This window comes from Pseudomonas sp. FG86, assembly GCF_057808775.1.
The window spans coordinates 17788-31835 of the sequence record NZ_JBMDIS010000001.1 but is presented as its reverse complement, the minus strand read 5'-3'; the positions used below and the strand labels follow the sequence as shown (position 1 = coordinate 31835).

The window sequence follows — 14048 nt, the reverse complement described above, 5'->3', positions numbered from 1 at the left end:
AGACAAAGTAGGAGGCTATCGATTTAATAGCAGCCTTCTATGGGGCTCGGCGCTCGAGCAAACCGTCCTGGACCCACTGTTTCAGCCACGTGACCGCTTGCAGTGGTGCGCCCTCTCCATAAGTGACTAGCAACTGCGCACACAGTTCTGAAAAACTCCAACCGGTGGTCACCATTCCGGCCAACGCACAGATTTGCGCCGAGTCCATGCTGCGGTAATGGCAGATTTGCCGATGACGCCATACCAGGCAGATTTGCGCCGGCTCCAGCGCCTGGCTGCCGGGGAATTCCGATTGATCCTTGCTCGCACGCCAGATCGCCACCGTGTTGAAGCGACAGAGCAGTTGTTGCACGGTCGGCGCCAACTGAACCTTAAGCCCAGGCCACTCGTCAGGCGGCAACGACGCCATGGCGTCCAGGGTCAACGGCTGCCCCAGCGGCGCATCGAAGGCCAGGGTAAACGCCCACTCCAGGCGCGCCAGCTCAGCCAGCGGCGCACTTTGTGCAGCCACCAGGTGCTCAAGGATAAACGCGGGAAACCGCTCACCCAGCCAGCGCAGGCTGTAATGAGCCGAGGGATAACGACGTACATAGGCTTCGGCCAGCCGCGCAAACTCATCATCCCCCAACCAATACCAGATGGCGCCGAAGTCATGCCGCATGACATCCCGCAACCGTTCCAGATAGGCGTTGTGGTAAATCGCCAGGCCGGTGTCCACATCCAAAGTGGGCCCGCCGAGCAAGGTCGCGGCAAAGCCGCTGTCGGCAGTCGAGGTGTCCGATAACAGGTGCTGTTCGAAGGCCATCTGCCAATCGATCAGGCGCATCGCGACCTCCTGGCCAACGCGGTGGCGCCCAGTTCGCGGGCCTTGCTCAACTCGGTCAGCAGCTCTTCGAAGGGCGGGAAATGATCGTCACGCTCCAACAGTGTCGAGACCGGCCCCAGGTGCTCCAGCGTCCGTTGATACAGCGCCCATACCGGATCGCACACCGGCTGGTCATGGGTATCGACCACATAGTCGCCGTAGTCCCTATGCCCGGCCAGATGCAACTGCCGAATGCTCTCGGGCGGCAGGCTGAGAATGAAGGTCCAGGCGTCGAAACCGTGGTTACGGGCGCTGACATACACATTGTTGACGTCCAGCAAAAGCTGGCAGCCCGACAGATGGGACAGGGCGTTGAGGAATTCCCACTCGGTGAATTCATCCAGCTTGGAACGCACATAGCTGGAGACATTCTCCAGCACCAACGGGCGCTGCAACACGTCTTGCACCTGGCGGATACGGTTGGCGACGTAGTAAAGGCTTTCTTCGGTGTAAGGCAGCGGCAGCAGGTCATGCAGCTGATGCGCGTTGCCGCGGCTCCAGCACAGATGGTCGGAAATCCACGCTGGCTGGATACGCTCGGCGAGCTGCTTGATGTGCTGGAGGTAATCGGTATCGAGGGCATGGGGGCCACCGATGGACAGGGACACGCCGTGCATCACCAGGGGGTAGCGCTCGGCGATTGCGTCCAGGTAGTACAAGGCTTTGCCGCCCTGCACCAGATAATTCTCGGAGATCACTTCGAACCAATCCACCGCAGGGGATTGCTCAAGGATCTGTTCATAGTATTCGTTGCGTAAACCCAGGCCGTAACCCAGGGAGGGGAAAGAGCTGGCCATCATGGACTCCTGGAAAGGTGTCCGCAGCGGTCGGAATACCCGCTGCGGGTGCACTCGGCTTGCGCTTACTCGCCGACCTTGCCACCAGCCTTGTCGCACTCAGCCTTGGTCATGGCCTTGAAGCCGTGGCCCTTGCACACCGCCTGGCCTTTGCAGGCGTTTTCAGCGGTCTTGCAGTCGTTCATGCCTTTGCAGGAAGTCACGCCGTAGCAATGAACCGCCGCGTCTGCGGCCTGCGCCTGAGTGGCGACACCGGCAAACATGGAAGCGGCAGCGATCGCCAGGGCAGCACCGGAAACGGCTTGTTTGATGTTCATTGTGTAGTCCTCATCAATCAGTAGTGGAGTCGGTCTGAACGGATTGCTCAGTCTCGACACACCACTAGAGTGAGGCCCCCTATCGGCGTTACAGCCGCCTGCAAAAATTCCTCGGAATTATTCGTCGAGCTTCAACAGCGGCTCCTGGAAACGCAGCAAACGCCCGGCGTTACCCAGCACCAGCAAGGTGCTGAGGTTGTGCAGAACCGCCGCAATCATTGCCCCCGCGGCCCCCAGCCAACCGAATGCGGCAAACACCACGATGGCCAACGTCCAACCCAGCCCGATGATCACATTGACCTGCAATGTCTTGCGGCACTGGCGACTCAAGCGCACACAGGTGCCCAACCGGCGCAGGTCGCTGCCGATCAACACCACATCCGCCGACGCGAGTGCAATATCCGCCCCACCCGCGCCCATGGCGACGCCGACCACGCCGGCCTTGAGTGCCAGGGAGTCGTTGATCCCATCACCCACCACCATCGGCCGGAAGCCGCTGCTGATCTCCCCCAACACGCGATTGAGCTTGTCTTCCGGCAATGCCTGGGCTTCGACATCACTGATGCCGACGTCCAGGGCCAGGCTGTCGGCCACGCTCTGGCGGTCGCCGGTGAGCAGCAATTGCCGGCCCAGGCCCAGCTCCCGCAGCTCTTGCAGGGCCTGGCGGGCTTCCGGCTTGACGCTATCAGCCAGCAGCAACCAGGCGAGGAATCGCCCGTTCAGCGCCAGCCCGGCAATCGGGCCGTCGTGGTTCGGCACGGTCGTGGTGACAATACCCAATTGTTCGAACAACTCCGGGCGCCCCAACGCGGCTTCACCCTGCTCGGTCTGTGCCACGACGCCCAGGCCCTGGCGTTCGCGGATATCAGTCAGCACCAACAATTGCGCCTGGGTCGCCAACCCCGCCAACGCCCGACTGACCGGGTGACTGCTGGCCGAGCCGAGGCTGGCGGCAAGGTTCAGCAACCCCTGGCGGTCCGGCACGCTGGTTTCGATCGACTGCAAGCGCAGGGTGCCAAAGGTCAGGGTGCCGGTCTTGTCGACCACCAACGAAGTCAGGTCCGCCAACTCTTCCAGGAACGCTGAACTGCGAATCAGAATCCCATGCCGTGCCGCCACGGCAATCCCGGCAATTGCCGTGGCCGGTGCCGACAGCACCAGCGCACACGGGCATGCCGCCACCAGCACCGCGAGCATCGCCTGGGCGTCGTTGGTGACAAACCAGGTGACCGCCGCCAGCAACAGCACCAACACCATATAGCTGCCGGCATAGCGCTCCAGCAGCCGCGTGATCGGTGGCTTGGAACGCTCGGCGTTCTGCATCAGGGCGATGACCTTGCCCAGGGTCGATTCATTACCGGTGCGGGTCACTTGCAGGCGCAGCAAGCCGTCGAGGTTGATCGCCCCACCAAACACCTGCATGCCGACACTGGCCTCCAGCGGCACCGACTCACCGGTGATCGGCGCCGTGTCCAGGCTCGCCTGGCCAGATAACACCACCCCATCCGCCGGCACCCGGTCACCCGCACGCACTTCGACAATATCGCCGGTGTTCAGCGTGCCGTTGTCCACTTCAATGATGCTCCCGTCAGCCTGCACCCGGCGCGCATGGCTGCGGGTCAGCTTGCCCAAGGCATGGATCGCTTCCTGGGAGCCGATCACACTGCGCTCTTCCAGCACATGGCCAAAGATCATGATGATCGGCAGCAGCGCGGCGGTCAGCAGATCGCCCGTCGCCCAGGCGCCGAGCATGGCCAGGGCGATCAGTTGGTCGGTGATGCCATGCAGGCTGGGAAACCGCAGGCTGTACCAGGCCGAACGCATCACCGGCACGGCCACCAGCAGCGAAGCGACACCCAACAACAACTGGCTCACCCCCTGCTGGTCCGGCGCCAGCCAGCGCCACACCAGGCCCAGTACCAGCAAACCCAAGGCGAGCATGGCCAGGGTCAATTGCCGGGCGGCGCTGCGCTGCTCGGCGGAAGTCAGCATAGGTGCGCTCATTGGTCGGCTCCCTGGATGATCAAGCGGGAGTCGTCTTTGGGATCGACCGTGGTCACTGAGCCGGCCTGGCCGAGGATCTTCGGCAAGCGCTCGCGGTACAGTCGCAGCAGCAGGCCGGGGTCTTTGACCTGGGCCAGGCTTGCGACAGTGGCGGTTTGCGCCTGGGCATTGGCCAGGCGCTCACTGGCCTGGGCATGGGCGACTTGCACCATGCGGTCGGCTTGCTGGTTGGCGGTTTGGGTGAGCTTTTCCGCGTCGGTACGCGCATTGGCCACCGCTTTGTCAGCCTGCTGGCTGGCAGTGAGTACCGCATTGAACGCATTCACCGCCGGGCTCGGCAGGCTCGATTGCACATCGACACGGGTCACTTCGATACCCAGGCCCAGGCCGCTGGCGGTCAACTCGGCCAAGCGTTTATTGATGCCCTGCACCAGGTCCCCACGCAGCCGTTCACGGCGCTCGGCGGCGCCGTTGTCGGTACCGATCAGTTCGGGGCGCGCCACCAGGATCGTGTCGAGGTCACGGGCGGCGGTCAGTGCCACGGCGCTGCGGGTCACCAGGCGATCCAGGGCCGGCAGTACATGCTCGCCCTGCAACACAAACGCGTAGGGTTCGGTGACCTTATAGAACACCCGCACATCCAGCTGCACCACGCCGGCATCGCCGGTCAGCAGGTAGCCGGAGCCGGCCAGCGCATCGCTCAACGGCGTGGCGAAACTGGCCACGCGGTCGGCCTGTACCGCCGCATCGGAGCGCAGCAGGTTCTCGACGCGGCGTTCGATCACACGGTCTGCCGCCGGCAACAGCACCACGTGCTCGAAGGGTTGCGGCCACGCCAGCAATAGCCCCGCGTTCTGGATTCGATCCAGTGCGCCGAAGTGCAAGACTACGGCGCGGTTCTGGGGGTCGATCTGGCGCACATTGGAAAATGCCCAGGCCAGCGCCGCCAACACAGTCACCGCGTACAGCGCCAGGAACGTCAGGCGGCCGGCCTGGATCCAGGGGCTGTCCGGGCTGTCACGCTCAGTCATGGTTGAACGTCCTTCGGCCCGTCCACCAAGACGCGAAATGGCGCGGCGTCAGTGCGCAGGATGATCTTGGTACCCGGGGTGACCACGGTGCCCAAGGTATCCAGGGAGCGCAGCAAGTTATACAGCTGCGGGTTGCCGGCGTAGGCACGACCATAAATCTGCGCGGCTTCGACCCGCGATTGGGCTTCGATATCGGCGGCTTTTACCGTGGCGTCAGCCTGCACGATCCGCGCATCGCGCTCGGCAGCGGAGCGAATCTGCGCCGCTTCACGCTTGCCCACGGCGGTGCGTTCAGTGGCGATGGTTTCACGCTCGGCGCGCATGCGGTCGACGGTGGCAGTGAGGGTCACCGACGGCAAGGTCAGCCGCTCAATACCCACCTGCGCCACGCGTACGCCATAGGTGGTCAGCAATTGTTGATCGATCTGCTGGCGCAACTGCGCCTCGAATTCGGCGATGCGCACCTGGCTGGCATCCGTATTGATCAGGCTGGACAGGTCGAAGCTGGCCGCCGTGGTTTCCAGTGCCGAACCGACAAAGGTGCGAATCTGCCGCGCCGCTTCATCCGGTTGGTTCTGCACTGCACGCATAAAGCGCTGCACATTGTCGGCATCGCCTTGTACCTGCCATGCCACATAGGCCTGCACGATAATGCGCAGGCCATCGCGGGTGCCCACGTCCTGCAAACCGCTGGAAGTGGTGCGCAAGCGCAGGTCAACCGGGATCGCCGCTTCGAACGGTGCCGGCCAGCGCCAGCCCAGGCCCGGCTCCAGCAGCACTCTCGATGGGTTGCCGAAACGGGTAATCACCGTGGCCTCGCCCGACCGCACCTGCACCAGGCTGGCGGCAGCGACCGCAAACAGCACCAGCAATACGGCCCAGGCCATGCGGCGCCAAGGGAATGGGCCGGCGGGTTGTTCATCACCATGATGGTGATGATGGTGGCCGTGGTGGTGACCATGATCGTGAGAATGAGCGCTCAACAGACAGACTCCTTATTGAACGGCTTTACGCGGTACCGAGGGATCGGCCGGCAAGGTAAAAGAACGCAGATCGATCGTCGGCGCACTGTTGGCGCCCAGGCGATGATCCAGAATCAGCAGTTTGGCGTGGGCCAGGCCCTGGCTGAGTTGGCCAAGGTACTGTTCCAACACAAAGGCCCGGCCGGCCGTGGCGTAGGCCTTCTGTTCGGCGCTAAAACGCAGGTCTGCCGCCTGTGCGCCGGCACTCACTTCACGGGCGATGGCCAATGCCTGGTCGCGGGCGGTGCTGGCTTGCAACAACGCCTGGTTGGTTTGCTCACTGGCAGCGCCGCGCTCACGGGAAATCAGGGCCTGGGCGCCGATCTGTGCCGCTTGCACGCCGTGGTAAGCATTGGCGGCACCGGCCGGCGGGTGGATCGCCTCCACCACGGTCGCCAAGATTTCCACCCCGCTGTCGAGCGTTTGCAGGTCGGCTTGTACGGCGTGGCCGATCTCGTCGGCCAAGCGGGTGCGTTGTTCGCCAAGCAATTCATCGAGGGTGCGTGAAGCGAAGTCATGCACGAGGATGCGGCTGGCAGTGCTGCGGATCAGGGTCGGCACATCGGCGCTGTTATAGGTGGCGGCCAGCGCGGCCTGGTCGGTCAGGCCGATACGGTAGACGAAGCGCACGTCCATATTGACGATCTGGAAGCTCTGCTTGTCGCCACTGCTGCTGGCGATCACCTGGGATTTGTCATTGACATGGCTGGCGTCCCACAAGCGGTTGGCAATCAACGGCGCAGGGCCTTCGGCGGCGGCAAGCTCCGGCATGGCAGCCTCGCTGACGCTGGTCGCCAGCTCATGCACCACACCGTTCTCCACACTCAACACGCGGCCCAGCGGCCAGGGCAAGCCGGCATGCAGGCCAGGGCCGAAGACCTCCACGGGTTTGCCGAAGCGCTCATAAATCCCACGGCCTTGCAGGGGCACTTCGTGTACGCCGGTCAGTGCCCAGCCTACGGCCAACACCACCAGCAATACCGGCAGGAACGCCCGGCGCATGTAGGTAAACGCCCAGATCTGGCGCAAGTCGATGCCGAAGCGGTTGTGCAATTCGTGCTGCAGCGCCTGCAAGGGTTGTGGCGGCCAGCGCAGCAACCCGGCGATAAAGCTCTGCGCCATCAGGCGCGGTTCCAGGCGCGGCTGCCGTGGGCTGAACAACGAGAGTACGCCGCGTAACAGAAACTCCAGCGCCACCAGCGCCGGCAACAGCCCGATCAGCGTGGCCAGGCGCAATGGCCAGACCGCTTCGGCACCCGCGAACAACAGGCAAATCGCACTGACCACCAGGCAGATGATCGCGACTCGACTGAGCTGCACCAACTGCGCGGCTTCCGGCCACTGCGCAGCGGTTTCCTGAGCCAGGCGGCGCTCGAACACCAGCAAGCCGAAGGCCAATGCCAACGCCAGCGCCGCGCCGATGCTGGCAGACTGACTAACCGCCGCCGCAGGCAAGGCCAGGTTCCAGAACTCGAGGACGCTGACCAGCGCCAGCAGCGACCAACCGACGAGCCACAACACGGGTGCGCCGATCTGGGCAAGCAGCCCGCTGCCGAATCGATTGATCAGGTCGCGGTGCCAGGCGGCGGGCTCAACAGGTGGCTCGATCAGCTCGACGCTGGTCCCTTCCAGCGCCTGAGCGCGCCAATCGGCCACCCACCATGCCGACTGCAAGCCGGCCACCAGCACCAGCAGGGCCGACGCGCAGTTGATCAACACCACCGGCCAGATCGACAGCGGCGCAAACAGCGCGACAAACAGCGCCAATACCCAGCCACTGATAGCCAGCAGGGTCAGGCCGATACCGGCTTGTCTCAATCGACGGGCATGGAACAGCCCTTGCTGAAAACGCGGCAGGCCTTCTACCGAGGCGCCTTCAGCTTCTAGATCCAGTTGCATCCACTCAACGCCCGCTCATACACAATTCGTTACGATATAACACGGATAGTGAAATTTTTGTTCGATAAACACCCGTTTTCAAGCCGCCCACAGATCCCCTGTTGGAGGGGCTTGCCCCCGATGGCAATGGATCAGCCAACACCGGCATCAACTGACAGACCGCTATCGGGGCAAGCCCCCCTCCCACATTTGCTCTTCCGTGCTTTCCAGATCGTGACTAACCCCCCATAAACACAAGCCATCACTGGTACAGGCCACGAATAATCGGCACACTCCAAACCAGTTTTTCGCGGGCTCACGGACAAGGAAGCGTCACCTCCCATGATTTCGATCTATCAGCTCAAACCGCGTTTTCAAAACCTGCTGCGCCCCCTCGTGCAGCGCCTCTACGACAACGGCACCACCGCCAACCAGATCACCGTACTGGCCGGCGTCGTTTCCCTGCTGGTCGGCCTGCTGATCGCCGGCTTCGCCCAGCACCTCTGGCTGTTTGCACTGATCCCGCTGTGGATGATCCTGCGCATGGCCCTCAACGCCATCGACGGCATGCTCGCGCGGGAATTCGGCCAACAGTCGCGCCTGGGTGCCTACCTCAATGAACTGTGCGACGTGATCGCCGACAGCGCGCTGATCCTGCCCTTTGCGCTGATCCCCGGCGTCAGCCTGGTGCCCGTACTGCTGGTGACCTTGCTTGCGGTGTTCAGCGAATACGCGGGTGTGCTGGGACCGATGATTGGCGCATCACGGCGTTACGACGGGCCAATGGGCAAGAGTGATCGGGCGTTCGTCCTTGGCGTACTGGCCATGGGTGTGGCGCTGGGCTGGCTTGGCGCCGGTTGGGTCGATGCGGTGATGTGGCTGGTCGCCGCCCTGCTCGCCTACACCTTGGTCAACCGGGTGCGCCAGGGTCTCAAAGAAGAACACTCCATCTCCCCTTCTGCATAAGGATTTTGCGATGCGCGAACAGCAAGAACACACCTTCGCTACCCATGATGGCGTCGAGCTTTTCTACCGGCACTGGCCGGCCACCGCCCCCGCGGACGGCGAGCCACGCAAGGCGATCCTGCTGTTCCATCGCGGTCACGAGCATTCGGGGCGCATCGCCCACCTGGTCGATGAACTGAACCTGCCGCAGTTCGACTTCTTTGCCTGGGACGCCCGTGGCCACGGCCAATCGCCTGGCGCACGCGGCGACAGCCCCAGCTTCGCCACCAGCGCCCGCGACGTGCAGACCTTCTGCGACCATGTCGGCGCCACCCACGGTATCGAGGAAGAAAATGTCGCCGTGATCGCCCAAAGCGTCGGCGCCGTGATCGCCGCCACCTGGGTCCACGACTACGCCCCTAAAATCCGTGCCCTGGTGCTGGCCTCCCCGGCGTTCAAGGTCAAGCTGTACGTGCCTTTCGCCCGCCCCGGCCTGGCACTGATGCGCAAGTTTCGCGGCAACTTTTTCGTCAACAGCTACGTCAAGGCCAAGTTCCTCAGCCATGATCCGGAGCGCGTGGCGTCCTACGACAGCGACCCGCTGATCACCAAGGCGATTTCGGTGAATGTGCTGCTGGGCCTGTACGAAGCCGCCGACCGGGTTGTAGCCGATGCCCAGGCGATCCAGGTCCCCACCCAGTTGCTGATCTCCGGCTCCGACTTCGTGGTGCACCGCAAACCCCAGCAGCAGTTTTTCGATCGCCTGGGTAGCCTGAAAAAAGAGCTGCATATCCTCCCCGGCTTTTTCCACGACACCCTCGGCGAACGTAACCGTGCCGTGGCCGTAAGCAGCGCCAGGCGCTTTATCCTGCAAAACTTCACCCAGCCGCTGGACCGCGCTTCTCTGCTGGACGCCGACAAGCTGGGCGCCACCTGCGCCGAGTCCGAAGCCCTCGCCGCGCCACTGCCGCGCAACTCCCTGCGCGACCTGTACTGGCGCATGACCCGCGCCAGCATGGGCCTGGGCAAGAACCTGTCGGATGGCGTAAAGCTGGGCTTCGACACCGGGTTCGACTCCGGCAGCACCCTGGACTACGTGTACCGCAACACGCCCACCGGCAAAGGCGCGCTGGGTCGGATGATCGACACCAATTACCTCAACTCCATCGGCTGGCGCGGTATTCGCCAGCGCAAGCTGAACGTCGAAGAACTGCTGCGCCTGGCCATGGCCAAGCTGCGGGATGAACAGCGTGAAGTACGCATTGTCGACATCGCCGCCGGCCACGGCCGCTACATCCTTGAAGCGTTGCAAGGCGTGTCGCCGCTGCCGGAATCGATCCTGCTGCGCGACTACAGCGACATCAACGTGCGCGACGGTGGCGCGTTGATTCGTGAGAAAGGCCTGGGGGAGATTGCGCAGTTCGTCAAAGGCGATGCGTTCGACCGCGCCGACCTGGCCGCGCTGGCGCCCAAGCCGACGCTGGCCGTGGTCTCCGGGCTGTATGAATTGTTCGCCGATAACGCCATGGTCGGCGGTTCGCTGGCCGGCCTGGCTGACGCGGTGGAACCCGGCGGCTACCTGGTCTACACCGGCCAGCCATGGCACCCGCAGTTGGAGTTGATTGCCCGCGCACTGACCAGCCATCGCCAAGGCCAGGCCTGGGTGATGCGTCGCCGCAGCCAGGCGGAAATGGACCAACTGGTGGAGGCCGCCGGTTTCCGCAAAATCACCCAGCGTGTAGATGAGTGGGGCATCTTTACCGTGTCCCTGGCACAGAAGATCTGAACATGCGCGAACCCGGCCTGTTAAAGCCAGCCGTCCTGTGGCTGCTGCTCTTGGCGCCGCTGTTTTTCAGCACCTATGGTTTCGCCACCTGGGTCACCAGCCAGCGCAGCGACGTCGGCACGCTGGTGTTCGGCTGGGAAACCCATATGCCATTCTGGGCATGGACCATCGTGCCCTACTGGTCCATCGACCTGCTCTACGGTTTCTCACTGCTGCTGCCCAGTACCCGCCATGAACTGAAGCAACATGCGCTGCGCCTGCTCAGTGCCCAGGTCATCGCCGTGAGCTGCTTCTTGATCTGGCCACTGCGCTTCACCTTCGAGCGGCCGGAACTGGACGGCGTGTTCGGCTGGCTGTTTGCCGTGCTGGCGGGTTTCGACAAACCGTTCAACCAGGCCCCCTCGCTGCATATCGCGCTGCTGGTAATCCTGTGGATCATGTACCAGCGCCATGCCCAGGGCGTGTGGCGCTGGGTGGTGCATGCTTGGTTCGGGTTGATCGGTATTTCGGTGCTGACCACTTATCAACACCACTTTATTGACTTACCCACAGGCGCCCTCGCCGGCTGGCTGTGTGTGTGGCTGTGGCCGCTGGAACATCCCAGCCCGTTGCTGAATGCGCGGCTTAGCCGCGACCCGAAGCGCTGGCGGTTGGGTCTGCGCTATGGCCTGGGCGCCCTGACGCTGGTGATCCTCGCCTGGGTACTGCGCGGGTGGTGGCTATGGCTGCTGTGGCCGGCGATGTCCCTGGCCCTGGTCAACGCCAATTACTGTGTGCTCGGCGCGGCGGGCTTTCAGAAGCGTGCCGATGGTCGTCTCACCCCGGCGGCTCGCTGGTTGTATGCGCCCTACCTGGCGGCCGCGTGGATCAATTCACGCCTGTGGACACGTCAGCATCCACAGCCCGACCAGATTGTGGATAACATTTGGCTTGGAAGGATTCCTGCCACGAACGAGCAGGCTTCATTCAAGGCAATCGTCGATCTGTGTGCCGAACTGCCGATTAATCCACAGGGGGCTTATCAATGCGTTCCGGTGCTGGACTTGATCGCCCCAACCGCCGCCGAATGCCTGCAAGCGGCACACGCCATCGAACGCCTGCGCTCCAGCGGCCCGCTGCTGGTGTGTTGCGCCCTCGGTTACTCGCGCAGCGCCACCGCCATGGCCGCCTGGCTGCTGCACAGCGGGCGCGCCGCCACGGTGGATGAAGCACTGGCTATTATTCGTACAGCGCGGGACCAAGTGGTCCTGCATCCTGCTCACCGTGAAGCGTTGGAGGGTCTGCTCCATGCCCGCTGATATGGAACTCCAGGTCGTCGCCAGCCTGCTGCGCCGCGGCCGTTCGCTGGATCAGTTATCCACAGGCCTGACATTACTGGGGGTATTGTTCGGCCTGGCGCAACTGCTGCTCGCCAGCATTTCGTCCATCTGCCTGTTGCTCAGCCTGTGGATGATTATCCTCGGCCTGCTGCAAAAGTACTGGTCGCTGCGGGTAGCCTTCGACGCCGACCTGTTCGCCCTGCTGGCCCGCGACACCGAGCGCACCCCGGACCTCGACCAGGCGTTGCAAACCCTCGGCCTGCAATCGCCCAAACGCGCCGGTCGACCCTGGACCGAACGCCGTCGTGGTGCTCTCAAACTGTTGCGCAAACAAGCCTGGCTGCTCGGCGCGCAAGTGCTGCTGACCCTGGCCGTGATCCTCGCCAGCCCTTGGCTACCTTTCGCAGGATAAGGAATCCCCATGTTCGAACCCGTGGTTGCCACGCTGATTACCTCGATGGCCCGCACCGTCACCGGGGCTCGTAGCCTGTGGCTGGGCTGCGCACCGGTGCCGGTGCAACGCATCTACTTCGCCAACCACAGCAGCCACGGCGATTTCGTGTTGCTGTGGGCGTCGTTGCCGCAGAACCTGCGCAAATTCACGCGCCCAGTGGCCGGCAGCGACTACTGGAACAAAAGCGCACTGCGCCGCTACATCATCAACCGCGTATTCAACGGCGTGTTGATCGACCGCGAACGCAAGGACCCTGTGGATAACCCCTTGCAACCCATGCTCACCGCGCTGGAAGGCGGGGACTCGCTGATCATCTTTCCCGAAGGCACGCGCAACCTGGAAGACGGCCTGCTGCCGTTCAAAAGCGGCTTGTACCACCTGGCAAAAAGTTACCCACAGGCTGAGTTGATCCCGGTGTGGATCGCCAACCTCAACCGGGTCATGCCCAAGGGTCGTGTGCTGCCACTGCCGCTGCTATGCACCACCAGCTTCGGTGCACCGCTGCAACTGGAGGAAGGCGAAGACAAGGCGCTGTTCCTGGCCCGTACCCGCGACGCCCTGCTCGCCCTCGCCCCGGAGCACTCCTGACATGGCTAGCCAAACCCTGATGTTGTTCGGCGGGATCGGCGCGATCCTGGTACTCGCCTCGCTGATCGGCCTGATCCTCAAGCTGCGCAGCCGTGGCGCGCCGAATGCGGTGATCGACAACCTCAACGCGCGCATCAACGCTTGGTGGGTGATGGTGGTTGTGATCGGCATTGCTTTCTGGCTGGGTACCGGCGCGGTGATCCTGCTGTTCTACGCGGTGTCGTTCTATGCACTGCGCGAATTCCTGACCCTCACCCCCACCCGGCGCAGCGACTACCCGGCCCTGGTGGCCGCGTTCTACCTGGCCCTGCCGCTGCAATACCTGCTGATCTATGCCGACTGGTACGGCCTGTTCTCCATTTTCATCCCGGTATACGTGTTCCTGCTGCTGCCGATCCTCGCCTCCCTCGGCGGCGACAGCACGCACTTCCTGGAACGCGCGTCGAAGGTGCAATGGGGCCTGATGATCGCGGTGTTCTGCGTGTCCTTCGTGCCCGCCCTGCTGACCCTAGATATCCCCGGCTACGAGGGCCGTAACCTGCTGCTGATCGCGTACCTGGTGATCGTGGTGCAACTGTCGGACGTGCTGCAGTACGTGTGCGGGAAGCTGTTCGGCAAACACAAGATAGCGCCCAACCTGTCACCGTCGAAAACCGTGGAAGGCTTTGTCGGCGGGATCTTGCTGTCCTCGCTGATCGGCGCGGCACTGTGGTGGACCACGCCGTTCAACCCATGGCAGTCGTTTTTGATCGCCCTGCTGATCAACCTGCTCGGCTTCGCCGGCGGCATCGTCATGTCGGCAATCAAGCGCGACCGCGGGGTCAAGGACTGGGGCCATATGATCGAAGGGCACGGCGGCATGCTGGATCGGCTGGATTCGGTGTGTTTCGCCGCCCCCATCTTCTTTCACCTCGTACGCTACTGGTGGACCTGACACACACCCCTCTCAAGCCCAATGACGATCAAAATGTGGGAGGGGCCCCGCTGACCCGGTAAACATCCCCGCCGTGCGGCGTATCGGTGTCATCTTTTGTATCAAAGA

13 protein-coding genes are annotated in these 14048 nt (G+C 63.2%); 6 read left to right on the top strand and 7 right to left on the bottom strand.

The features are described 5' to 3' along the window. Positions 1–37 precede the first annotated feature (37 nt). The 7 genes from ACODSV_RS00120 to hflK (ACODSV_RS00090) all read right to left on the bottom strand — a co-directional run bounded on the left by ACODSV_RS00120 (position 38) and on the right by hflK (ACODSV_RS00090) (position 7935). Positions 38–826, bottom strand: a complete 789-nt coding sequence (locus ACODSV_RS00120) for an HvfC/BufC N-terminal domain-containing protein (RefSeq protein WP_150054188.1) — start codon at positions 824–826, stop codon at positions 38–40. Beyond that, positions 817–1662, bottom strand: coding sequence for an MNIO family bufferin maturase (gene bufB, locus ACODSV_RS00115; protein WP_150054189.1), 846 nt, complete (start codon positions 1660–1662; stop codon positions 817–819). Before bufB ends, ACODSV_RS00120 begins: the two co-directional genes overlap by 10 nt. A gap of 65 nt (positions 1663–1727) precedes the next feature. Then, positions 1728–1979, bottom strand: a complete 252-nt coding sequence (gene bufA2, locus ACODSV_RS00110; RefSeq protein WP_024078208.1) for a BufA2 family periplasmic bufferin-type metallophore — start codon at positions 1977–1979, stop codon at positions 1728–1730. A 117-nt stretch (positions 1980–2096) separates the two neighbouring features. After that, complete coding sequence (locus ACODSV_RS00105) at positions 2097–3983, bottom strand: cation-translocating P-type ATPase (protein ID WP_024078209.1); 1887 nt, start codon at positions 3981–3983, stop codon at positions 2097–2099. Next, on the bottom strand, positions 3980–5014 hold the full coding sequence (hflK, locus tag ACODSV_RS00100; RefSeq protein WP_150054190.1) for a protease modulator HflK: 1035 nt from the start codon (positions 5012–5014) through the stop codon (positions 3980–3982). Before hflK (ACODSV_RS00100) ends, ACODSV_RS00105 begins: the two co-directional genes overlap by 4 nt. Beyond that, positions 5011–6000 (bottom strand): protease modulator HflC, encoded by a 990-nt coding sequence (gene hflC / locus ACODSV_RS00095; RefSeq protein WP_162163627.1) that lies wholly within the window; start codon positions 5998–6000, stop codon positions 5011–5013. The genes hflK (ACODSV_RS00100) and hflC overlap by 4 nt, the downstream gene beginning before the upstream one ends. Before the next feature lie 9 nt (positions 6001–6009). Beyond that, the gene (gene hflK / locus ACODSV_RS00090) at positions 6010–7935 is read right to left on the bottom strand and encodes a protease modulator HflK (RefSeq protein WP_150054191.1); all 1926 of its coding nucleotides are present in this window, start codon (positions 7933–7935) and stop codon (positions 6010–6012) included. A gap of 321 nt (positions 7936–8256) precedes the next feature. On the opposite strand from hflK (ACODSV_RS00090), the gene ACODSV_RS00085 reads away from it, so the two are divergent. The 6 genes from ACODSV_RS00085 to ACODSV_RS00060 are packed head-to-tail and all read left to right on the top strand — an operon-like array spanning position 8257 to position 13940. Further along, the gene (locus ACODSV_RS00085; RefSeq protein WP_102623570.1) at positions 8257–8880 is read left to right on the top strand and encodes a CDP-alcohol phosphatidyltransferase family protein; all 624 of its coding nucleotides are present in this window, start codon (positions 8257–8259) and stop codon (positions 8878–8880) included. 10 nt (positions 8881–8890) lie between these two features. Continuing rightward, positions 8891–10645, top strand: a complete 1755-nt coding sequence (locus ACODSV_RS00080; protein WP_150095214.1) for a bifunctional alpha/beta hydrolase/class I SAM-dependent methyltransferase — start codon at positions 8891–8893, stop codon at positions 10643–10645. A 2-nt stretch (positions 10646–10647) separates the two neighbouring features. Continuing rightward, on the top strand, positions 10648–11943 hold the full coding sequence (locus ACODSV_RS00075; protein WP_150054193.1) for a phosphatase PAP2/dual specificity phosphatase family protein: 1296 nt from the start codon (positions 10648–10650) through the stop codon (positions 11941–11943). Next, positions 11933–12376 (top strand): hypothetical protein, encoded by a 444-nt coding sequence (locus tag ACODSV_RS00070; RefSeq protein ID WP_024078216.1) that lies wholly within the window; start codon positions 11933–11935, stop codon positions 12374–12376. The genes ACODSV_RS00075 and ACODSV_RS00070 overlap by 11 nt, the downstream gene beginning before the upstream one ends. A 9-nt stretch (positions 12377–12385) precedes the next feature. Next, on the top strand, positions 12386–13006 hold the full coding sequence (locus ACODSV_RS00065) for a lysophospholipid acyltransferase family protein (RefSeq protein WP_024078217.1): 621 nt from the start codon (positions 12386–12388) through the stop codon (positions 13004–13006). Between the two features lies 1 nt (position 13007). Next, on the top strand, positions 13008–13940 hold the full coding sequence (locus ACODSV_RS00060; protein ID WP_024078218.1) for a phosphatidate cytidylyltransferase: 933 nt from the start codon (positions 13008–13010) through the stop codon (positions 13938–13940). The last annotated feature ends 108 nt before the right edge of the window (positions 13941–14048 follow it).